This window comes from Cobetia sp. 10Alg 146, from assembly GCF_029846385.1.
GTDB lineage: Bacteria > Pseudomonadota > Gammaproteobacteria > Pseudomonadales > Halomonadaceae > Cobetia > Cobetia marina.
In genome coordinates, this window is record NZ_JARWKT010000001.1 from 282,623 (window position 1) to 303,226 (window position 20,604).

General features: G+C 62.2%; 21 protein-coding genes and 1 tRNA gene. 15 read left to right on the forward strand and 7 right to left on the reverse strand.

Translation table 11 applies throughout. The features are described from left to right. Positions 1-51: 51 nt before the first annotated feature. The 8 genes from QD172_RS01115 to QD172_RS01150 all read left to right on the forward strand — a co-directional run bounded on the left by QD172_RS01115 (position 52) and on the right by QD172_RS01150 (position 9,724). Positions 52-900: a sugar ABC transporter permease gene (locus QD172_RS01115; RefSeq protein WP_077375970.1), complete on the forward strand. Its 849-nt coding sequence runs from the start codon at positions 52-54 to the stop codon at positions 898-900. Then, a complete protein-coding gene (locus tag QD172_RS01120; RefSeq protein WP_279854619.1) occupies positions 900-1,805 on the forward strand; it encodes a carbohydrate ABC transporter permease in 906 nt (301 codons plus the stop codon). Before QD172_RS01115 ends, QD172_RS01120 begins: the two co-directional genes overlap by 1 nt. Positions 1,806-1,892: 87 nt before the next feature. Beyond that, positions 1,893-2,927 carry an ABC transporter ATP-binding protein gene (locus tag QD172_RS01125; protein ID WP_279854620.1) on the forward strand — a complete coding sequence of 345 codons (1,035 nt, stop codon included), beginning with the start codon at positions 1,893-1,895 and terminating at the stop codon, positions 2,925-2,927. 67 nt (positions 2,928-2,994) lie between these two features. Next, positions 2,995-4,338 (forward strand): trehalase family glycosidase, encoded by a 1,344-nt coding sequence (locus tag QD172_RS01130; protein WP_279854621.1) that lies wholly within the window; start codon positions 2,995-2,997, stop codon positions 4,336-4,338. Beyond that, positions 4,338-5,636, forward strand: a complete 1,299-nt coding sequence (locus QD172_RS01135) for an AGE family epimerase/isomerase (protein ID WP_347882019.1) — start codon at positions 4,338-4,340, stop codon at positions 5,634-5,636. The genes QD172_RS01130 and QD172_RS01135 overlap by 1 nt, the downstream gene beginning before the upstream one ends. A 348-nt stretch (positions 5,637-5,984) precedes the next feature. Beyond that, positions 5,985-7,280, forward strand: a complete 1,296-nt coding sequence (locus tag QD172_RS01140) for a DUF3100 domain-containing protein (RefSeq protein ID WP_279854622.1) — start codon at positions 5,985-5,987, stop codon at positions 7,278-7,280. Between the two features lie 84 nt (positions 7,281-7,364). Continuing rightward, a complete protein-coding gene (locus QD172_RS01145) occupies positions 7,365-8,525 on the forward strand; it encodes a M20 aminoacylase family protein (protein WP_176494011.1) in 1,161 nt (386 codons plus the stop codon). Between the two features lie 119 nt (positions 8,526-8,644). Further along, positions 8,645-9,724: an NAD-binding protein gene (locus QD172_RS01150; protein ID WP_279854623.1), complete on the forward strand. Its 1,080-nt coding sequence runs from the start codon at positions 8,645-8,647 to the stop codon at positions 9,722-9,724. Positions 9,725-9,774: 50 nt separating this feature from the next. On the opposite strand, the gene QD172_RS01155 is transcribed toward QD172_RS01150, so the two are convergent. Continuing rightward, the gene (locus QD172_RS01155; protein WP_077375953.1) at positions 9,775-10,695 is read right to left on the reverse strand and encodes a LysR family transcriptional regulator; all 921 of its coding nucleotides are present in this window, start codon (positions 10,693-10,695) and stop codon (positions 9,775-9,777) included. Between the two features lie 426 nt (positions 10,696-11,121). On the opposite strand from QD172_RS01155, the gene arfB reads away from it, so the two are divergent. From arfB to QD172_RS01175, 4 genes are all read left to right on the forward strand, one after another. Continuing rightward, entirely contained in the window at positions 11,122-11,535 is a 414-nt protein-coding gene (gene arfB, locus QD172_RS01160) for an alternative ribosome rescue aminoacyl-tRNA hydrolase ArfB (RefSeq protein WP_077375950.1), read from the forward strand. A gap of 105 nt (positions 11,536-11,640) precedes the next feature. Continuing rightward, entirely contained in the window at positions 11,641-12,348 is a 708-nt protein-coding gene (locus QD172_RS01165) for an SIMPL domain-containing protein (RefSeq protein ID WP_279854624.1), read from the forward strand. A 73-nt stretch (positions 12,349-12,421) separates the two neighbouring features. Continuing rightward, positions 12,422-12,724, forward strand: coding sequence for a winged helix-turn-helix domain-containing protein (locus QD172_RS01170; protein ID WP_077375943.1), 303 nt, complete (start codon positions 12,422-12,424; stop codon positions 12,722-12,724). Between the two features lie 83 nt (positions 12,725-12,807). Further along, positions 12,808-13,116 (forward strand): hypothetical protein, encoded by a 309-nt coding sequence (locus QD172_RS01175; RefSeq protein ID WP_084208557.1) that lies wholly within the window; start codon positions 12,808-12,810, stop codon positions 13,114-13,116. A gap of 101 nt (positions 13,117-13,217) precedes the next feature. Here QD172_RS01175 and QD172_RS01180 read toward each other — a convergent pair whose 3' ends face one another. Both QD172_RS01180 and QD172_RS01185 read right to left on the reverse strand, forming a co-directional pair. After that, positions 13,218-13,553 (reverse strand): hypothetical protein, encoded by a 336-nt coding sequence (locus QD172_RS01180; protein ID WP_084208556.1) that lies wholly within the window; start codon positions 13,551-13,553, stop codon positions 13,218-13,220. Between the two features lie 349 nt (positions 13,554-13,902). Beyond that, positions 13,903-14,388 carry a DUF1090 family protein gene (locus tag QD172_RS01185; RefSeq protein WP_279854625.1) on the reverse strand — a complete coding sequence of 162 codons (486 nt, stop codon included), beginning with the start codon at positions 14,386-14,388 and terminating at the stop codon, positions 13,903-13,905. A 291-nt stretch (positions 14,389-14,679) separates the two neighbouring features. Between QD172_RS01185 and QD172_RS01190 the strand changes: the two genes are divergently transcribed. Then, positions 14,680-14,823 carry a hypothetical protein gene (locus tag QD172_RS01190; protein WP_279854627.1) on the forward strand — a complete coding sequence of 48 codons (144 nt, stop codon included), beginning with the start codon at positions 14,680-14,682 and terminating at the stop codon, positions 14,821-14,823. A gap of 13 nt (positions 14,824-14,836) precedes the next feature. Here QD172_RS01190 and QD172_RS01195 read toward each other — a convergent pair. Further along, positions 14,837-14,913, reverse strand: a tRNA-Pro gene (locus QD172_RS01195). Positions 14,914-15,124: 211 nt separating this feature from the next. Here QD172_RS01195 and QD172_RS01200 point away from each other — a divergent pair. Beyond that, on the forward strand, positions 15,125-15,400 hold the full coding sequence (locus QD172_RS01200) for a hypothetical protein (protein WP_084208554.1): 276 nt from the start codon (positions 15,125-15,127) through the stop codon (positions 15,398-15,400). A 319-nt stretch (positions 15,401-15,719) separates the two neighbouring features. Then, complete coding sequence (locus QD172_RS01205) at positions 15,720-16,823, forward strand: GGDEF domain-containing protein (RefSeq protein WP_127735216.1); 1,104 nt, start codon at positions 15,720-15,722, stop codon at positions 16,821-16,823. A gap of 178 nt (positions 16,824-17,001) precedes the next feature. Here the strand turns inward: QD172_RS01205 and QD172_RS01210 are convergent, their stop codons facing one another. The 3 genes from QD172_RS01210 to cls form a co-directional block, all read right to left on the reverse strand. Further along, a complete protein-coding gene (locus QD172_RS01210) occupies positions 17,002-17,541 on the reverse strand; it encodes a YaeQ family protein (RefSeq protein WP_077375924.1) in 540 nt (179 codons plus the stop codon). A gap of 160 nt (positions 17,542-17,701) precedes the next feature. Next, a complete protein-coding gene (gene mtnK / locus QD172_RS01215) occupies positions 17,702-18,952 on the reverse strand; it encodes an S-methyl-5-thioribose kinase (RefSeq protein WP_279854628.1) in 1,251 nt (416 codons plus the stop codon). 213 nt (positions 18,953-19,165) lie between these two features. Then, entirely contained in the window at positions 19,166-20,593 is a 1,428-nt protein-coding gene (gene cls, locus QD172_RS01220) for a cardiolipin synthase (protein WP_279854629.1), read from the reverse strand. Positions 20,594-20,604 lie beyond the last annotated feature (11 nt).

Genomic DNA, 20,604 nt, shown 5'->3' on the forward strand with positions numbered 1-20,604 from the left:
CCACGAAACCCTTCCGACACGCCATCACAACAACGTCAAAGGTGAGCAAAGATGAAGCACGATCGCTGGCTACCTTATTACCTGATCGCCCCCAGCCTGCTGTTCATGGGCGCCTTCTTCCTCTACCCCTTTCTGGAGATCTTCGCCCAGGCCTTCACCCAGCCTGACGGCGGCGTGAGTCTCGCCAACTTCACGCGCATCTATCAGGACTTCAATTTCTGGCCCTCGCTCAAGAACACCCTGCTGCTCACCGGTGTCGTGGTGCCGGTCCAGCTGGTGCTGGCCATCGGCATGGCGCTGATGGTCACAAAGATGAACAAGGGGCGCGACAGCATCCTCTACATCTGGACCATCCCGCTGGGCATCTCCGATCTGGCCGCCGGCATCATCTGGCTGGCGATCCTGGAGCAGTTCGGGTTTCTCAACAGCTTCTTGAGCGCGGTCAGCGTGATCGACGCGCCAACCTCGTGGCTCAACTATCAGAACGCCTTCGCGCTGTTCCTGGCGGTGGTGGTCGCGGAAATCTGGCGCGGCACCGCCATCGTGCTGGTGATCCTGGTGTCGGGCATGGGGCTGATCCCCAAGGAATATGACGAGGCCGGTCAGGTGTTCGGCGCCAGCTACTGGCAGCGCCTGTGGAAGATCACCCTGCCGATGCTGCGCCCGAGCATCCAGTCGGCACTGATCCTGCGCACCCTGCTGGCACTGGAAGTCTTCGCGGTGGTGATGATGTTGGGCGGCAGCGACATGCCGGTACTGATGAGCGAGACCTTCGACTGGCAGTTCCTCTATCAGCAGACCGGCGCCGCCTCCGCCTACGCGGTGTTGATCATGCTGATCTCGGTGGTCATCACCGGCTGCTACCTCAAGTTCCTCAACGTTCCGAAGGAGGCACGCTGATGAAATCCACGACATCCGAGGCCATCATGCCGGCTCCCGTGTCTTCTCGTTCCGATTCCCAGGCCCCGGCGCAGGCGCAGAGCGCACACAAGCCACGCCGTCATGACATGGCCTGGAAATGGCTGTTCCGTGCCGGTGTCGCGATCCTGGTGCTGTGGGTGCTGGTGCCCATCGCCCTGCTGATGCTCAACAGTGTCAGCACCCCGGAACAGATCAGCGGCTGGCCCAAGACCCTGACCCCAGCGCTGAGCTTCGAGACCCTCGACTTCTTCTGGCACTACCAGGGCGTGATCAGTGCGCTGGGCAACTCGCTGCTGGCAGCCGCCTTCACGATGGTGATCGCCATCGTGCTCGGCGCTCCCGCCGGGTATGCGCTGGCCCGCTTCGTGTTTCCGGGCATGAACGCCTTTCGTCTGATCATCATCCTGTCGCGGGCCTTCCCGATGCCGCTGCTGGCGCTGCCGCTGGCCGTCATCTTCATCCAGGTGGGCATCGATGACTCCATCCTGGGGCTGGCGATAGTCCACGCCACCCTGGCACTGCCCTTCGCGGTGCTGATCACCTCGAGCCTGTTCATGGGCATTCCGGTGGAACTCGAGGAAGCCGCCTGGCTGATGGGGTGCAATCGTTGGCAGGCCTTCCGCCGCGTGGTGCTGCCGCTGGCCGCGCCGGGCATCACCGCCTCTGCGGTATTCGCCTTCGTGATCTCGTGGAACGAGGTGTTCGCCTCGGCGATTCTCACCGTCGAGAACCGCACCCTGACGGCCTTTCTGGTCCAGAGCCTTTCCGAGTCGCCCGCCGAGATCAAATACGCCGGCGGTCTGATCCTGGTCGTCCCGGCGCTGCTGTTCCTGTTCGCGATCCGCAAGTACCTGTTCAGCATGTGGGGCATTTCCAACCGCTAGCGTACGGCCCTTCAACCGGCCAATGCATGACGACGGCGGTCACCTGTCCATCCAGCGCCGTCGCTCACGATTACAAGGAGTCCGACCATGTCAGCCATCCAGATCAGTGCCGTACGCAAGCAGTTCGGCAAGCAGGAAATCCTCAAGTCCATCGATCTCGAGATCCGTGACAAGGAATTCACCGTGCTGCTCGGCCCGTCCGGCTGCGGCAAGTCCACCCTGCTGCGCATCATCGCGGGGCTGGAGTACGAGAGCAGCGGCTCGATCCGCATCGGCGAGCGTGAGATCACCTCACTGGCACCGCGGGATCGCCGCATCGCGATGGTGTTCCAGAACTACGCCGTCTTCCCGCACATGACGGTGGCGGAGAACATCGCCTTCGGCCTGCGCGTGCGCAAGGACAGCGAAGCGCACATCCAGCGCAAGGTGAAGGAAACCGCCGAGCTGATGCACATCGAGGACCGTCTGGATCACTACTCCGGCCAGCTCTCCGGCGGTCAGCGTCAGCGGGTCGCGGTCGCGCGTGCCCTAGCGATGGAACCGGAAGTGCTGCTGATGGATGAGCCGCTCTCGAATCTGGATGCGCTGCTGCGCCTGGAGATGCGCGCCGAGCTCAAGACCATCCTCGCCGCCTCCGACACCACCACCATCTACGTGACCCATGATCAGGTCGAGGCCATGAGCCTGGCCGACCGCATCGCGGTCATGAAGGGGGGCCAGATCGAGCAGTACGCGCCGCCGTCCGAGATCTACCACTACCCGGCGACCGAATTCGTCGGCAGCTTCATCGGCAATCCACCGATGAATTTCATCCCGCCAGATGCACGCTGGAATCACCCGAGCCGCCCCGAGCAGTCGAGCCAGCAGGTGCACAAGTGCGGTATCCGCCCCGAGGACTTCGAGGTGCGCTTCGAGCCCACCGAGAACTTCGCCCCGGTGCGCGTGCTGGTCTCGGAATTGCTGGGATCGCACAAGCAGCTGACCGCGCGCTTCGGCGACGAGATGATTCGCGTCAACGTGCCGAGTGATCTCGATGTCGGCAATGGCAGCGACATCCACATCCGCCCGCTGGCCGAGAAGGTGCGCTTCTACGACCACAGCGGCCACCTGATGTCGGCATAAGGCACCCCGACCTCTCTCTACCCGACCTTTCAGCCCAAACCTTTCATCCCGAACGGAGCCGACTTACATGAATGCCAAGCTCGACGCGCTCAGCGCTCACGACGTTCTCAAGCTCAATGACCTGGGCGGCTACACCGTCCCCACGCGTGGCCTCTACCCCTTCCAGTGGAACTGGGACGCCGCCATCACCGCGCTGGGCTGGCTGGCCGCCGGTGACGAGGCACGCGCCTGGCGTGAGATCGAGCGTCTGCTGGAAGGCCAGTGGGACAACGGCATGGTGCCGCACATCGTCTTCCACGGGGATGCGGAAACCTACTTCCCGGGGCCGGAAGTCTGGGGCGTTAAGCGCAGCCCGGCGACCAGCGCCATCTCCCAGCCGCCGGTGCTGGCCAGCGTCATGAAGCTGCTGTTCGAGGAAGGCCGTGACCGCCGGCTTGCCGAGGAGAAACTGGCCGCCACCCTGCCTGGCGTCATCCGCTACCACCTGTGGTTCTACCGCGACCGTGATCCGGAGCACACCGGCCGCGTGTGCAGCTATCACCCCTGGGAGTCCGGCATGGACAACAGCCCCCAGTGGGATGGCCCGCTGGCTGGCGTGCCGCCGGTCGATGCCGAATACGTGCGTCGCGATACGGGGCTGGTCGATCCGTCCGAGCGCCCGCACAAGTACGAATATGATCGTTACATCTATCTGGTGAAGTTCTTCCAGCAGAACGAGCACGACGCCGAGGTGCTGTATCGCGACTGCCCGTACCGCGTCGAGGACATCAGCCTGATCTCCATCCTGCACCGTGGCACGCGCGACCTGATCGCGCTGTGCGAAGAGGATGCCGCCGGGCTAGGCCTGGTCAACACCCACGGCGAGGCGCTTTACAGCCTCAAGCAGTCGCTGGCGCGCACCGAGGAAGGCGTGCAGGCGCTGTGGAGCGATGAGCTGGGCTGCTTCCTGAGCCGCGATGCGCGCGCCAACGTGCTGCTGGAGCACGTCACCACCGCCGGTATCCTGCCGCTGTTCGCCGGGGTCGCCAGCGGTGCCCAGGCGCAGCGCATGGGCGGCCTGCTCGAGGACTGGCTGGAACAGGCGCCCTTCGGTGTCGCCTCCACCCACCCGGCCAGCACCCGCTTCGAACCCAAGCGCTACTGGCGCGGGCCGAGCTGGCTGCACATCAACTGGATGCTGGCCATCGGCTGTGAGAAATATGGCATGTCCCGCGAGGCCGACCGGATCAAGCAGGCCAGCCAGCAGTGCATCGCGGCGGCAGGCTACTATGAATACTTCAATTCGGTGACCGGCGAAGGCTGTGGCGGTCGCGACTTCTCCTGGACGGCAGCGATGGACCTCTACTGGCTCAACCCGCTGGAGAGCTTCACTGCCAGCAAGGCGGCGTCCGGCGTCGTGGAGGTTTCCTGATGACTCAGCACGCCTCTCCACAAACTTCTCAGCAACAGCCTCAACAAGCCTCTCCACTGGCGCAGGCGCCGCAGAAGGCACCGCTGCCACGCCAGGCAGTACCGCCCATGCCGGCAACGTTCGCCAGTCGCGGCTTTCTGGACACGCACATCCGCTCGATCATGGACTTCTATCTGCCGCGCGCGGTGGATCAGGAACGCGGCGGCTACTTCCAGGCGTATCGTGATGACGGCAGCGTGTATGCACCCGCAGCGCGTCATCTGGTCAGCAGCACGCGGATGATCTTCAACTTCGCGATGGAATATCTGCGCACCGGTGACCAGGCGTGTCTGGCCGCGACCCGTCATGGCATCGATTATCTGCGCGAGGTGCATCTCGATCCGCAGACCGGTGGTTACCTGTGGTCGCTGAGCGAGCAAGGCGAGGCGGATCATACCAACCAGTGCTACGGACTGGCGTTCGTGATGCTGGCCTACGCGACGGCCTGGCGCGCTGGTATCGAGGAGGCCCGCGGCTGGCTGGACGAGACCCACGCCCTGATGGAGCAGCATTTCTGGTCAGAGCACCACGGTCTGTACGCCGATGAAGCCAGTGCCGACTGGCAGACACTGTCCGACTACCGTGGCCAGAACGCCAACATGCACGCCTGTGAAGCCATGCTGGCCGCCTTTGAAGCCACGAATGACGAACGCTATCTGGAGCGGGCCATGACCCTGGCCCGCAATATCTGCCAGCGTCAGGCCGCCAAGGCCGATGGCCTGATCTGGGAGCATTACGATCGCGACTGGAACGTCGACTGGGACTACAACCGCGACGACCCCAAGAACCTCTATCGTCCCTGGGGCTTCCAGCCGGGCCACCTGACCGAATGGGCCAAGCTGCTACTGATGCTCAAGCGTCACCGCGATGACGACTGGCTGCTGCCGACCGCGAAGCGTCTGTTCGATACCGCGATGGATCTGGCCTGGGACGGCGAACGTGGTGGGCTCTACTACGGCTTCGCGCCGGATGGCACCATCTGCGACGATGAGAAGTACTTCTGGGTGCAGGCCGAAAGCCTGGTGGCCGCAGCGCTGCTGAACGAGGCCACCGGCGAGTCGCACTACGGCGAGTGGTATGAACGCCTGTGGGGCTACGCCTGGCAGCACTTCATCGACCATCGCTACGGCGCCTGGTATCGCCTGCTGAATGCCGACAACCAGCGCTTCGATGATCTCAAGAGCTCGCCCGGCGCCAAGTGTGACTATCACAGCCTCGGCGCCTGCCATGAGCTGCTGCGCGTGATCACAAACGACTGAGCCCTGTCGCGCTGCGACTGCACCACCCGACACCCCGCCCTGTGCGGGGTGTCCTCGTATGAGGAGAGCCTTCTCTGCCCATCGCCGTCCGCCAGCATGCTCTATTTATTCGTACACCTATCATGTTTCTTTAGCGCGCCGCTCGTGACAATACTGAAACCCGCTGATCGCTCCACCAGAGGGCGACAGGCTCGGGGTCTCCCCGAGGCGGTGCCCGTGTCTGAGACGTCGTCACGACACAAGCGCGCACTGGACAAGAAGGCGCCTCACAAGTCGTTGCTATTCAAGCAGTTCTTACAAAAGAAGTTACTACACAAGCAGTCACTACAATAACAAGCGGAGTCCCACATGCCCCTCGCTCAACTCCTGGACTGGCGGTTGCATCTGCTGGTCGTGGTGCTATCTCTCGGCGCCGAACTGATCGGTATCCTCAAGTTCCCCCTCGGCCCCGGCACCCTGCTGCTGTTGCCCCTGTTCTATGCCTTCATTGCGGCCGTGCTGTGCAATCCGCACCTGTTCAGCGGCACGAAACGCGTCATCCCGCCGGTGATCAGCGCGGCGGCAGGACCGGTCATCCTGCTGTCGATCATGCCGTTCATCGCCCGCTTCGGCTCCACCATCGGCCCGGCCATCGAGCAACTGATCTCGGCAGGTCCGGCGCTGATCCTGCAGGAGCTGGGCAATCTGGGCACCATGCTGATCGCGATGCCGATCGCGGTCGTGGTGCTCAAGATGGGCCGTGAGGCGATCGGCGCGACCTACTCCATCGCGCGGGAACCCAATATCGCGATCATCTCCGACAAATACGGCCTCAAGGGGCCGGAAGGTGTCGGCGTGATGGGCGTCTATGTCGTGGGTACCATGTTCGGCACCCTGTGGTTCGCGCTGATGGCGGGCTACCTGACCTCGCTGGACATCTTCGACCCGCGTGCGCTGGCCATGGCGTGTGGTGTCGGCAGCGGCAGTATGGTGGCGGCATGTTCCGGCGCCATCGCCGGTGCCCTGCCGGAGATGGGCGAGGAGCTGCTGGCCTTTGCCGGCGCCAGCAACCTGCTGACCTACGCCACCGGCCTCTACGTGTCCCTGTTCATCGCCCTGCCGGTCGCCGAGCGTCTGTTCACCTTCTTCAGCCGCAAGCGAGCCGGCGACAATGGCGCCATGAATGACGAGGAAGCCACGCTGGCCTCCGAGGCGCTGGCCGAAGATCGCCCGGAGAACCAGCTGGGCAAGACAGCCATGGTCGTCGCGGCCGTCTGTGTGGTCGGCGGGGTGGTCAACACCATCAACGGTGCCAGCCTGATCGACGCCGCCCCCGGCATGCTGATCCTCTACGTGATGACCATGCTTGGCCTTGGCGTCGCTCGCCTGATGCCCTTCTATCTGCCGGCCATCGCCTGGGTGTCGCTGGTCAGCATCCTGATGACACTGCCATGGTTCCCGGGCAGCGGCTGGATCACCGAGCAGCTGAGCTTCGTCAACTTCCTTGCCATCGTCACGCCGGTACTCGGCTACGCGGGTCTGGCGCTGAGCAAGCGCGAGTTCAGCATGTTCCGCCAGGCTGGCTGGAAGCTGGTGATCATCTCGCTGCTGGTCTTCACTGGCACCTATATCGGCTCGGCGGTCGTGGCGCAGGCACTGCTCTGATCACACGGGCTTCGCACGTTGCTCCCCCCCTCTCAACACATTCAAGCCGGCACTCCAGGGTGCCGGTTTCCACAGGAATTCAGCATGCAACTACCCGAGAACATCGACGAGGCACTGCTGCGCAGCTGGCGCCATGAGTTTCATCAACATCCCGAGACGGCCTTCGAGGAGCACCGCACCTCGGCGCGTGTCGCCGAGATCCTGCGTGCGGCGGGTCTCGAGGTCACCACCGGACTTGCCGAGACCGGCGTGGTGGCGGTGCTGGATGGCAATCTGGGGCCGGGACGTACCATCGGTCTGCGTGCCGACATGGACGCGCTGGATGTCACCGAGGCCAACGCCGTCTCACATTGCTCGCACACACCCGGCAAGATGCATGCCTGTGGCCACGACGGCCATACCACCATGCTGCTGGGCGCGGCCTGTACGCTCGCGCGTGATCCGGACTTCGCCGGGCGCGTGGTGTTCGTGTTCCAGCCCGCCGAGGAAAACGAAGGCGGCGGACGCCGCATGGTCGAGGATGGCCTGTTCGAGCAGTTCCCGATGGAGGCCATCTACGGCCTGCACAACTGGCCGGGACTGGCGCTGGGCGAAGCCGCCGTGCATGACGAGGCGGTGATGGCGGCCTTCGATGTCTTCACCCTGACCTTGAGCGGTCATGGCTGTCATGCGGCCATGCCGCATCTGGGCAAGGACACCATCCTGGCGGCCTGCCAGCTGGTGACCCAGCTTCAGGGGCTGATCAGCCGCGAGACCCCGGCCCACAAGACCGCGATTCTCAGCATCACCCAGTTCCATGCCGGCGATGCCTTCAACGTGATGCCGGAAGTGGTCGAGCTGCGTGGCACGCTGCGCTGTTTCGACCCGGCACTGCGGGCGCACCTGCAGCAGCGCTTCCATGATGCCGTCGATGCCATGGCGACCTTCCATGGCCTCAAGGTCGAGTTCGACTATCAGCCACGCTACCCGGCGACCCTCAATACTCCGGGACACGCCGAACGCTGCGCCAATGTCCTGGCACAACTGCCCGGCATCCAGAAGGTCCATCGCGATCTGCCGCCCTCCATGGCCTCGGAAGACTTCGCCTATCTGCTGCAGGAGTGCCCCGGCGCCTATATCTGGCTGGGCAACGGCGAGGACAGCGCCTCACTGCACAACCCCAACTACGACTTCAACGACGCTGCCACCCCCATCGGGGTCAGCTATTGGACGTCACTGGTGCGCGAGTTGCTGACGCGCGATTGATGGCCACATGCCCTTGGCGGCAAGCGCGATGCGGATGACGTCGCCAGGCGCGGCGTTGAACTTGATCAAGGACCATCGCAATCTACACAGTGTCATGACTCTGGTGAGGAAGGAGCGACATGAAAATCAGCGTGATCGGCAGGGAAGCCATTGGCGCACGGAGCCGGACGGCGCTCTCAAGGGCAGGGTTTGAGGTGGCGGGCGAAGTGGCAGACAAGGTGACGGACCAGGTGACGGCCGAGACGGCGGGCGCTGCGACCGCCACGGTGGAGCAACGCTGCCACGCGCCTCATGAGCAGAGCGAGGCCGAGCGGTGGTTCGATACGCATGCACGGCCGCGTGAGCGATTCACCAGCGAGGTCTACCTGCTGGCGCTGGCAACCTCCCAACAGGTGCAGAAGGTACTGACCGGCAAGGAAGGCCTGCTGCGACTGGCACCGCCGGGCAGTGTCATCGTCGATCTCTGCCGGGGCGATGTGAACATCAGCCGCGAACTGGCCATGCAGACCCGGCTGGCTGGCCATCACTGGCTGGAAGCGGCTTCCAGTCGCGACCCTCGCGATGAGAGCGAAGGCCATCTCACGCTGCTGGTCGGCGGTGATGACGCCACCGTGCAACGCATGACGCCCCTGCTCGAGGCCATCGCTACCCGGCACCTGCACGTCGGGGATGCCGGCTGTGGGCATGCGGCCGTGCTGGCCAATGACTATCTCCACGCCGCCCATCTCATCACCACGGCAGAGGCGATCGCGATGGCCTATCGCGCCGGGGTGCGGCCTCACGCCTGCATCGATGCCATCAATCTGGGGGCCGGCCGCAGCGCCGTCAGCGAGGTGAATTTCCCGCGCTGGGTGCTGCCGGGAGATTATGATTCCGGTATCTCCACCGGTGCCCTGCGCCGCGATCTGCGCCTGGCGCGCAGCTACGTGACCACTCTCAAGCTGCCTTCCGGGCTGATGAAGGCGGTCTTCGATCGCTGGCAACCCCCCGAACTGTGCCCGGCGGATGAAGATGACATCCATCATCTGTGTGATCGCTGGCTCAGTGATATTCCCGCTCAACTGCGTCACACCTCATCACCTGCCACCGACGCCCCGAGCACGCCGACCGACGCCGGGGCGCCTCGCTCATCAGGTCGCGATGCCTCGGCGCCGGGCAGGGTGACGGATGGCTCCCGGCCGCCTGCCGAAAAAGCCTGAGCCCACCCCCATCGTGGGCTGACGCGTCTTGTCTTCGCCCCCCGACAGGCCTACTCCTGACGGGGGCCACTGAAGGCCGTGATCCAGCGCTCCAGGTGGCGCAGAAGTTGCAGACTGGCCCGTGGCATGCGCCGTCCGATCCGCGTGATGATGTGGGCGCGTGCCTGGCGAAAGGCGCTGCATTCCACATCACGAGCGATCAATACGCCCTCCTCCAGCTCGCGCGCAGCCGCGAAGGCCGGCAGCAGCGTGATGCACAGCTCCGAGCGTGCGGCCTGCTTGAGCACTTCCATGGAATTGGTCTGCATCACCATGTGGGGACGTACGCCCGCGTCACGAAAGCCGTCATCCATCAGCTGACGCACTCCATGGGTGGGGCCCCACAACGCCATGGGATGCGCCGCCACCTCTTCCAGGGTCAGCGCATGGTTCACCGCCGCCAGCGGATGCTCCGGGGACATCATCGCCACCAACGGTTGTGGGCTTGAATGCCAGAAGCGCAATTGAGGGTGCACGCGTTCGTGGTACATCAGGCCGATATCCGCCTCATCCTCGACCACACGGTCGATGATGCTCTGCATGCTGCCGGTATTGACCTTGAGGGTGATCCCCGGGTACTGCGATCGGAAGGCGCGCAGGGGGATGTTGACGAGATCGCCCACGAAGCCTTCGCCGATGATCAGGCGAATCTCGCCGGTTTCCAGCCGCTGGTAGGCATCCAGACGCTCACCGAAGCTTTGATCCAACTGTTCGCGCTGCTGAATGTAGTCCAGCAGCATCTCGCCCACTCGTGTCGGCTGTACGCCATCACGGGTTCGCTCGATGAGCGTGGCGGCCATCGCCTCTTCCAGCAATCCGATCTGGCGACTGACCGCTGACGGCGCGATATCCAGACGAGCGGCGGCCTGCCGGATCGACCCCGCTTCAATGGTGACCTGAAAATAGACGAGGCGTTGATGCGGAATATCCATGAGTGAACGCTGCGCAAGAGGTTGAACTGAGGCCAGACATCCCGCATGTCCATGACCTACGGAGGAACGTCTCGAGGGCCACGACCCGATGCCTTGGCGTCGCGGGGACTGGGAAGCACGCTCGAGAAGAGCGCTTGACACGAGAAAGACTCACGTGGATCCAGAGGCCGGCTATCAGCCGCCCGGCGGTCAGCGACTCCTGCCTCACTACGCAACAGCGTACCAGATACATGCCCGAGAAGGCGGAGTGAGTGTCGCCTGCCGTGATATCTTCGCAACCTGATTGTGCCAGACGAGGATATTCCCCTCTCGGCTGACTCTGCCGGCTGACTCTCGGGCGATTCTGAAGCCCGACGTTGATTGCGGTAACATGACCCCACGGCCGCGACAGATTCGATGCGGCTCCCCACGACAAGGAGATATGCCATGTTGACCATCTCCAGTTCGGTGACACTGGCGGATTGGGAAATCGACCTCACCCAGATACGTGCTCAGGGCAATGGCGGCCAGAACGTCAACAAGGTGGCGTCAGCCGTCCACCTGCGGTTTGACGTGCAACGCTCCACCCTGCCCTCGTTCTACAAGGAACGCCTGATGCAGCTGTCGGATCAACGCATCAGCAAGGACGGCATCATCATCATCAAGGCCCAGAGCCACCGTACCCTTGAACTCAACAAGGAAGATGCTCTGGCACGCCTCAAGGCGCTGATCCTCGATGCCGTCAAGGTACAGAAGGCACGCCGCGCCACTCGCCCCAGCAAGGGCGCCAAACGGCGGCGGGTCGACAGCAAGACTCGCAAGGGCAAGATCAAGGCGATGCGCGGCAAGGTTCAGGACTGATCCGGCGCCCATGGCGGATCGACACACTCAGCGCTGATCGGCAGGCTCGGGGCTTGATCAGACAGGCTCTGCAGCGGGCCTTCCACCTCTCAAGGAAGATGTGACATGCGCACTCTCGCAAGCTCACTGGTATTGGGCGGCCTGCTGGCCGTGGGGATGGTCTGGAGTGGCAGCTATCTCAAGGAAGCGGCACAGGTCTGGGAGGCGTCCAACCGGGTGGTGACGGTCAAGGGCCTGGCGGAGCGCGACGTCAAGGCAGACCTGGCTCTCTGGCCACTGCATTTCAGCGTCAATGCCAACCACCTGTCCGACCTGCACGAGGCGCTGGCTGATGATGAACGCAAGATTCGGGACTTTCTCACCGCTCGCGGCTTCCCGTCCGAGCAGATCAGCGTGACGTCACCGCAGGTAACCGACCTGCATGCCAATAGCTACAACGCCCAGCGCCCTGACGAGCGCTACCGCGCCGAGGCCACGGTACTGGTGCGCTCGCCCGAGGTGGATCTCGTCAAGCAGAGCGCTTCCCGTACCGGCGAGCTGGTGCGTGACGGCATTCTGCTGTCGGCGGACTATGCCTACCGCACCGAATTCCTGTTCACGGGGCTTGCCGCTCTCAAGCCGGAGATGATCGCGGCAGCCACCGCGGATGCACGGCGTGCCGCGCAACAGTTCGCCGAGGATTCCGGCAGCCAGGTGGGGCATATCAAGCATGCAAGCCAGGGCTACTTCTCGATCTCGGATCTCGACAGCTATACCCCCGATATCAAGCAGGTCAGGGTCGTCACCACCATCGACTACACGCTCAGTCACTGACCTCCCGGCGGGCGGGCGATCGCCCCCGCCGCTCCTTATCGCCTTTCATGATTTCCTCGACAGCGGAGCCTGCATGTCCGACACCGTTCTCAGCAAGACCCAGACCAGCTTCTATCGTCGCCTGTTCGTGGCGCATCTCATCGCCCACGAGATCGCCAGCGTGCCGGACATCATCGAGGCCACCGGCATGCCGAGGCGCACCGCCCAGGACACCATCTCGGCACTTGCCGAACTCGAGATTGTCTGTGAATTCCAGCATGCGGAAGGTCAACGTCACAACATCGGTCACTACGTGATTCGGGACTGGGGGCCAATCAATGCCCAATGGGTCGCCGACAACGCCGCACGACTGCAACGAGTGCTGGGTTACGCGTGATTGATCGCCACGCGCGATTCGATGCACTGCTGACGCTGGGCGTCTGCACGATATGGCAGAGTCATTCTGGAGGGAGTTGAGACATGTTGACGGCGGACATCTGGACAAGCGCTCTCGAGCACGCCGTCATCGCCGTGATCATCCAGCTGATGCTCTGGCCAGTCTTCACGCTGTGGTCGTCTGGCGCCATTGCGGTCGCCATCTTTCTGGGCCGGGAAATTGCCCAGCACGAGTACAAGGGGGGTGGCCCCAAGGCAGTGGCCTGGGATCATGGCCTGCTGTACCACTGGAACTGGGACTCCAGCCTGGACGTGGCCCTGCCGCTGGTGTCATGCGTGATCTGCGCGACACTGGTGCAGGCTGCAAGACATTGGCGCAGGCGCTCTGCCTGAGCCGGAACGGCTGTGTCAGCCCCGCCTCGATACCGCTGCCCCGGCATCGAGTCATCCTGCCTGTACCGCAATTCCCATGTGCACGTCTGAGGCACGCACTCTCAGCCAGAGTACGCCACTGGGGATACCTCGACCTGACGCTTCCTGCGTCGGATCGGGTGCTGCGCACGACTCTTGAGATACTCCGCCAGCGTCTTCGGCTCGATGCTGGGATGCTGATAGACGTAATCCTCCGTGATGATCGACAGGAATTCGGCACTGCGTGCCCCCGCGACCTCTATCCCCAGCACGAAGTCCTGTCCCTGATGCACCTCGAACAGGAAGTTGGGGGCTTGCGCCGCACAGGTCCTTGCCACGTAGCCATCCCCCAGACTTTCCTTGAGGATGGAACGCTCCGGGTTGAACCGACTCTCCATGTAAATGTTAACCGTTTTCATTCTCACCTCCCTTGAAGGCAAGCCAGTATATACTAGAAATATAATACTCACAGCATCAAGAAAGCCATGCGAGCATGACCCGGCCTCGCAGATCGAGCCTTTCTTGATCTTGATCAATAAGCGCAATAACTCAGCAATATCAATATTTTGAAATGATATAACACGACCGGATGCAAGCCCTGGCTCACTCTCGCTCACCGTATCAGATGCTCATGTCCTTTCATCCCGCGACAAAAGAAGAGGCCAACCGAACTCTCGGCTGGCCTCTATCTGGACTCTGGTCGGGACACTGGCGGACGAGGACGTCAAACCGGCTCGTGTCTCTCTTATGTCTCTCTTATGACAACGATCAAAGACTTCCATCGACAGCCAATTCACCTCTCGCCTCGCTCAGCGCTTTCTGGGCTTCCGTCAATTTCTTCTCTTTCTTCTCTATCTTGTCCTTGTCACCATCCGACAAGGCGTCTTCCAGCTCCTGTCGACGCTCCCCGACCTCCTCCTCCCTTTCGCGGATCTTCTGCTCTCTTTCCTTGTGCAAGGTGGATTCATCACAGCCATTTTCCACAGCCGCGAGCGCTTTCTTCAAGCCTTCCACCTCATGGGCATTTCCCTGCGCATTGGCATCCTCCAGCTCCTGCTTGATCGAATCTGCCTTGTCCTGACAACCACTCACGAGTTCTGGAGAGGCCGCGGACACGGAAGATGCCAAGGCACTCAGCCCCATGGCAATCAATGGCAATGCGATAGCTCGGCCGAGGGTAGCGTCTCTGGACATGATCTTTTCCTGGGTGGGGGGTCTCGACCCACCAGTACCGTAATCGCTAATAGAAGACAAGCGAGAAGCACTGTCACGAGTTCACTGACAGCCAGCCATTGCACCAGGAAACCACAGAACCTGGAAACCACAGAACCTGGAGACCAAAGAACCTGGAGACCACAGAACCTGGAGACCAAAGAACCTGGAGACCGGCATCCATGCCCGCGAACCGATAGCCCCTTGAACCACCAAAGGGTCGAGCGAAAGATCGTCAGCAAGCGAGCAAGGACGAAATCATGACGATAAAGTAGAACGGCAGGACGAGAGGACGAGAGCAGAAGGATAGCGCTCGAGAAAGGACAACAGACCATGAGCGCTGCCAGCGCTCTGAAAGAACGCAAAGAAGCCAGCTCAATGAGCTGGCTTCTTTGCAACGATGACCGAATGAACTGGGATCATATAGGGATCATCGTTCGGAATTCAGAGGCTTTCAAGCGAATGAAAGTCTTCTGAACCCCTTCAATTCTGGTCGGGACGACAGGATTCGAACCTGCGACCTCTGCAACCCCATTGCAGCGCGCTACCAAGCTGCGCCACGTCCCGACTTCGTCCTTGAAAGGCTTCCCCCTCAAGACGAGACGTAATGTACCGCATTGATCTCAAAAAGAAAAGCCCGATATGAACATTTCTTGTCATTCGTCGCGCAAGCGCGTGACTCGCGACCCGTGACGCTCCGGAAAAGATTGAATTCTCCCATGGGACGAACCATGTTCTAGTCATGACCCCATCAGTACCACTTGATAGGAAGGATGACATGGCGAACGTTCATTTCACTCTCACGACGCACCTGAAGAACGGGCAAACCGTCAGCGGCGACCCGATCAAGGTCAGTGCCAGTAGCACGCCGCAAACGGGCAACACGATACAGAAAGGGGACTGGCCGGCACTGGACGCCCTGTCACCCAACTTCCCCGTCACCGTCACGAAAGTGGAAGAAGATGATGACGGCAACACCCTCGTGGCACTCACCGAGTCGGACAAGCCTGACCCCTCGGACCCGGACAGCTATCGCTACACGCCGTGGAAATAGCCTCGGACAGGCAGCCACACGAGAAAAGATGCATCGGCCAGCCATTGGCAGTATCGTCCAAACAGCATGAGGACTATCTCATGAAAGCCGAGCCTGTCGCCGGGCCACTGCTGCCCTGCCGCCTGTCATCGAGGACAGGCGGTCCCTGAGGCGATGGTGAGTCACGCCCCCCCGCACAGGCGAGAACGTTGGGGCACAGTGAAACCAGAAACGGCTTTCCTCGAGTAGGCTGACACTGAACAACGACCAACGTCACATGAGCCTTCATCATCAGCCGATGCCTGAAGCATCCGACTGGCCCAATGACCGTCGAGGTACCATGACTCGTCTTGCAAAAATGGTAGGCACCAGCTGGCGCTGGTTGGTTGGCGAGAATGGCTCCGCACGACAGATTCTGCACCACGGGTTTCTGGTATCCGCCGTCCTGATCGGCCTGTTTTCCGCTGTCTTCAACTATCTGATGGAGCTGACGGTCCCCGCCTACAGCGTGGCGCTTGCCGTCATCAGTCTGATGGTCATGGTGATGTGGTATCGCTCACGTTTCCACGGGGAGTTCAGCCGCATGTCCTGGCTGTTCTGCACGCTGGTGACCTTCGTGATGCTGCCGGGCAACTGGGTCTTCAATCACGGCGCCTCGGGCCCGACACTGCTGTTCTATCTCATGGCCGCCGCCTACGTGCTGGGGGTTCTCCCGCCGGACCGTCTGCGTCGTGGCGTCATCATCAGCGGCCTGATGCTGATGCCCTGGATTCTGCTGTGGGGGGAGATGGCCAACCCGCAACTGGTCTCCTCCTACGCGAGTACCGCGATGCGCAGCCTGGACATGGGGGTCAGCTATACCCTGGCGTTCGGACTGCTGAGCCTCGTGATCGCCGGTTATGCCAAGCGCATTCGAGAGGAGCGTGACCTGGCACGCGCCTATGCAAAGAAGCTTGAGCGCCTGAGCCGACTGGACAGTCTGACCGGGCTCTACAATCACCGCACCATCCATGAACACGCCGAACACCACCTCAGCGGACGCGACATCAGCTGTCTGCTGATCTGTGATCTGGATCACTTCAAGCAGATCAATGATGCCCACGGCCACCCCTACGGCGACCAGGTCCTGGCGCACTTCTCGATGCACATCCAGACGCTGAGCCGAGAATACTCAGGCAAGGCCGGGCGTTATGGGGGAGAGGAATTCATGATCCTGCTGCCGGGCAATCTTGCCGTGGCCCGAGAATTCGATCGCCAGTTGCGTGAAAGCTGTGAGGCGTCTCCCCTGGCCCACGGCGTGATCCGCTTCAGTACCGGGGTCAGTGAACGGCGCCATCCGGATACCCTCAGCAGCTGGGTGCAACGCAGCGACGAGGCGCTCTACCACGCCAAGGCCAGCGGCCGTGATCAACTCATCGTTGATCACGACATCAGCATGGTGTGAGGCCAGGCCTCTCCGGCAGTCAGATCTGCCTGCGTTGCGAGCCGTCCGCCACGACTCCCCCCCTACGATTCGCCCTCTACGAGACGGCCCCCGCAAATCAAGATTTGCGGGGGCCGTCTCGTGGTATCTGACCTGAAGGTTCAGGGGCAGTCAGCCAGTGCCGCGAACGGCATGTCGCTCAGCGCTCCCCTTTCAGCCACTCCAGATTGATCTCGTGCTGACCATTGTCATCGGTGATGAAGATGGTGCCCTCGGAGATCATCATGGTCCACTTGATGTTGCGTGGCAGGGATTCGGTGATGGCGTCCAGTGCGCCCTCAGGAACCGCGGCAATGCTCAGATTGGACAGTCCAGCCACTGCCGGCACCACCTTGGTTTCCCAGACGCGCAGGCTACCGTAGGCGAGCAGCGAGGTGCGCTCGGTGCGCCGCGAACACCAGGTCAGGCGCTCGGCATCCGGCTGGCCCACCTCGATCCAGTGCAGCACGCGGCCATCCAGACTCTTCTCCCACAGCGCCGGTTCATCGACGTCCGACAGACCACGCCCGAATGCGATGTTCTCGCTGTACCACAGCGCATGGCCCAACAGGCGAACACACAGACGCAGCTCGGTTTCAGAGGGGTGACGGGCAACGGTAAAACGCAGGGTCTCGTAGACACCACGATCAAGGTCGGTCAGCGAGAGATCAACCTTGTAAGGCGTGGAAGACAGGGCCATGAAAGTCTCTTATTGAAAAGCGGATGCTCGGCAAGACATCTCCCGCCAGCGACCCACGCAGCCAGGACAAGCCTGTCTGCGTGGCGATGAAAGCGCAGAGTCTACCCTAGCCGGCGCCGCAACGCTTGCGACGAGCGTCAAAGCCCTGACGCCGCATGCCTCACCCCAGCAGACGCGCGACCACGCCATCCGCCGCCGCGAGGTCTTCCAGCGACTCACGCGCAAGGATGAGCTCACGCCCGAGTGCCAGGGCACGGCGCTCGGCACGCGCCCGCACGGCATCATCGTTGATCGACTCAAGCTCCAACACGTGCGCAAGCCCGATGGTGCGACGAATCAACTCACAGCCCGCATAACCCAACGCATCACGCAGGATACGGCTCAGCAATCGTTCCGCCACCCCGGGTGCCGCGAAGCTGGCATCCGACGTGTGGGCGGCCTGCTCACGATACTCGCGGGCAAAGCTTTCCCAACTGGCGACCGCCTGGGCACGCAGCTGCGCCACGTAGTCACGCCCGTCGCCCTCCTCACCCTCGAGTTCGGTATGCGCGCAGGCTGCCAGCCACAGCGCCGCCAGCCAGCTGCCGATATCGAAGCCCGCCGGACCGAAGAAGCCGAATTCCGGGTCGATGACCTTGGTGCTGTCTTCTCGCACGAAGATCGATCCCGCATGCAGGTCGCCATGCAGCAGCGCCTCGGGCGTGGACAGGAAGCGCTGCTTGAGCTCCGCCACTTCCACTTTGAGTGCCGCGTCCTGCCACAGGGCTTCGGCATCGCTGCGCAGCGCCGGATTGATGCTGTTGCGCTCGTGATCGCAGAAAGGATCCACGAAGAACAGGTCTTCCGTAATCTTGCATTGATCGGGATTGGTGAAGCGTGCGACGCGCGCCTTCTTGTCGTGGGCATCGAGTGCCAGATCACTGCTGCGATAGAGCGTCGTGGCCAGAAAATGCCCCATCTGCGCGCCCAGCTCAGGTAACACTGTGCGCTCAAGGAAGGCGTATCGCAGATTGCGGTGATCGCCGATATCTTCCATCACGATCGCCGAGCGGGCTTCCTCGAAGTGATAGAGCGCCGGCACCAGTTCAGGCGCGCAATCGGCCTCGAACTGCAGCGTCTCGGCCTCGATGCGCACCCGCACCAGCGACAGCGGCCAGCTTTCGCCGATGATGCGCACCCAGGGCAGCCCCTGTTTGACGATCACCGAGGTTGAGCGGTCCGGCGTGCAGACGCGATAGACATAGTTGATGTTGCCATCGCCGATCTCCTCGACCAGCAGGTCACTGGCCGTCGCAAAGCCCGGCAACTGATCATTGACATGCTGGCGTGCGAAGGCAATGACATCGGCGTCATCCCGGAATTGATACTCGATGGAAGGTGCCTGGCTGGCGTGAGGGTCTTGAACGGTCATGGCAGGTCTCAGCGCGGAATCATGAAGCCGCCGTCCTGAATGCCCTCTCCAATGCATGGCGAGAGAAGCATCCAGGCTCTCAGTTTATTCCAAAAAGAAATAAACAGGCGATCAGTTATAGCGAGAAGATGCCTGCAATGGCCACGAATGACAAGACCTGCCGAGTGAGTTTCGTTCAACTCGGCAGGCGGCAGGTTCATGCAGTGCGCGGGGTCACTGGATCGGGGCCAGCAGATAGGCCGCCCGCGACACCAGCTTGCGCCACATGGGCCGCGCCTCCAGCTCCTCGCAGCTGATCTCGCGACAATGAAGGAAGTCTTCCTCGAGCATGGCCTCCACCTCTGCCGCGAACTGGTGATCCGGCACGAAGGCCGTGACCTCGAAGTTCAGACGGAAGGAGCGATTGTCGAGGTTGACCGTCCCGATGGTCGCCGTGTGGCTATCCATCAACATCACCTTCTGATGCAGAAAGCCCGGCTGATAGCGGAAGACGCGCACGCCCGAGCGAATCATGTCGGAGAGGAACGAGAAGGCCGACAGGAACACCAGCAGATGATCGGGACGTTCGGGGATCATCACCCGCACGTCCACGCCTCTCAGCGCTGCCAGCTTCAAGGCATCCTGCACGCCCTGGTCCGGCACGAAATAGGGGCTGGTGATCCAGATGCGGCTGACCGAGGAGTGGATGGCCTGCTGAACCAGCAGACTGGCCGTCTCGCGACGGTCCGCCGGGCCGGAAGGCACGATCACCACGTGCTGACACTCTTCACAGCTGATGCGCGGCTCCCACTCCAGCGACAGCACCTCGCCAGTCGCCCAGTGCCAGTCCTCCCAGAAGGCCTCCTGCAGCCCCATCACGCTGGGTCCTTCCAGCTTGAGGTGAGTATCGCGCCAGGCGCCGTAGCGTTCGGAATGGCCCAGATACTCATTGCCCACATTCAGCCCGCCGACAAAGCCCACTCGGCCGTCGATGACGGTGATCTTGCGGTGATTGCGGAAGTTGATCTGGAAGCGGTGCCGCCAGCCCCGCGAAGAGTTGAAGGCACTCACCTCGCAGCCGGATTCCAGCAGATCATTGAGGTACCCATCCGGCAGCTTGCGCGAGCCGATCTCGTCATACAGGAAACAGACCCGCACGCCACGTTCGGCACGCTTCATCAGTGCCTGCTTGAGTCGCACACCGAGCTCGTCATTCCGCACGATGAAGAACTGGATGAGGATGTAATCCTCGGCCGCCTTGATGGCCGCGAACAGGGCATCGAACGTCTCCTCGCCATTGATCAACAGCTTGGCGCGATTGCCGGTGGTCACCGGCATCATCGCCAGACGTTCGATGGCATCCAGGTGCGTGGGGTTGCCGCCCAGCGGACGCGAGAGCCAGGGGGAGAGCTTGGGACGAAAACGCATCAAGACGCGTCGCATCGTCGAGTCACGCTCCTCGCGGGCACTGACATAGCCATAGAAACGGGGACGCCCGAATACCCAGTAAAGCGGCAGGGCGACGTAGGGGAAGGTCAGCAGACACAGAATCCAGGCAATCGCACCCTGTGAGGTACGACTGGACATCAGGGCCATGACGGCGGTCATCGCACCCAGAATGTGACTGCTCAACAGCAGAAAGCCAAGTAACCAGGCGGTCATTGCAGCTCCAT

Bases quoted from the DNA above. Each gene is read 5' to 3' on its own strand.
- QD172_RS01115 (WP_077375970.1), top strand. From the start codon at position 52: ATGAAGCACGATCGCTGGCTACCTTATTACCTGATCGCCCCCAGCCTG.
- QD172_RS01120 (WP_279854619.1), top strand. From the start codon at position 900: ATGAAATCCACGACATCCGAGGCCATCATGCCGGCTCCCGTGTCTTCT.
- QD172_RS01125 (WP_279854620.1), top strand. From the start codon at position 1,893: ATGTCAGCCATCCAGATCAGTGCCGTACGCAAGCAGTTCGGCAAGCAG.
- QD172_RS01130 (WP_279854621.1), top strand. From the start codon at position 2,995: ATGAATGCCAAGCTCGACGCGCTCAGCGCTCACGACGTTCTCAAGCTC.
- QD172_RS01135 (WP_347882019.1), top strand. From the start codon at position 4,338: ATGACTCAGCACGCCTCTCCACAAACTTCTCAGCAACAGCCTCAACAA.
- QD172_RS01140 (WP_279854622.1), top strand. From the start codon at position 5,985: ATGCCCCTCGCTCAACTCCTGGACTGGCGGTTGCATCTGCTGGTCGTG.
- QD172_RS01145 (WP_176494011.1), top strand. From the start codon at position 7,365: ATGCAACTACCCGAGAACATCGACGAGGCACTGCTGCGCAGCTGGCGC.
- QD172_RS01150 (WP_279854623.1), top strand. From the start codon at position 8,645: ATGAAAATCAGCGTGATCGGCAGGGAAGCCATTGGCGCACGGAGCCGG.
- QD172_RS01155 (WP_077375953.1), bottom strand. From the start codon at position 10,695: ATGGATATTCCGCATCAACGCCTCGTCTATTTTCAGGTCACCATTGAA.
- arfB (WP_077375950.1), top strand. From the start codon at position 11,122: ATGTTGACCATCTCCAGTTCGGTGACACTGGCGGATTGGGAAATCGAC.
- QD172_RS01165 (WP_279854624.1), top strand. From the start codon at position 11,641: ATGCGCACTCTCGCAAGCTCACTGGTATTGGGCGGCCTGCTGGCCGTG.
- QD172_RS01170 (WP_077375943.1), top strand. From the start codon at position 12,422: ATGTCCGACACCGTTCTCAGCAAGACCCAGACCAGCTTCTATCGTCGC.
- QD172_RS01175 (WP_084208557.1), top strand. From the start codon at position 12,808: ATGTTGACGGCGGACATCTGGACAAGCGCTCTCGAGCACGCCGTCATC.
- QD172_RS01180 (WP_084208556.1), bottom strand. From the start codon at position 13,553: ATGAAAACGGTTAACATTTACATGGAGAGTCGGTTCAACCCGGAGCGT.
- QD172_RS01190 (WP_279854627.1), top strand. From the start codon at position 14,680: ATGAGCGCTGCCAGCGCTCTGAAAGAACGCAAAGAAGCCAGCTCAATG.
- QD172_RS01200 (WP_084208554.1), top strand. From the start codon at position 15,125: ATGGCGAACGTTCATTTCACTCTCACGACGCACCTGAAGAACGGGCAA.
- QD172_RS01205 (WP_127735216.1), top strand. From the start codon at position 15,720: ATGACTCGTCTTGCAAAAATGGTAGGCACCAGCTGGCGCTGGTTGGTT.
- QD172_RS01210 (WP_077375924.1), bottom strand. From the start codon at position 17,541: ATGGCCCTGTCTTCCACGCCTTACAAGGTTGATCTCTCGCTGACCGAC.
- mtnK (WP_279854628.1), bottom strand. From the start codon at position 18,952: ATGACCGTTCAAGACCCTCACGCCAGCCAGGCACCTTCCATCGAGTAT.
- cls (WP_279854629.1), bottom strand. From the start codon at position 20,593: ATGACCGCCTGGTTACTTGGCTTTCTGCTGTTGAGCAGTCACATTCTG.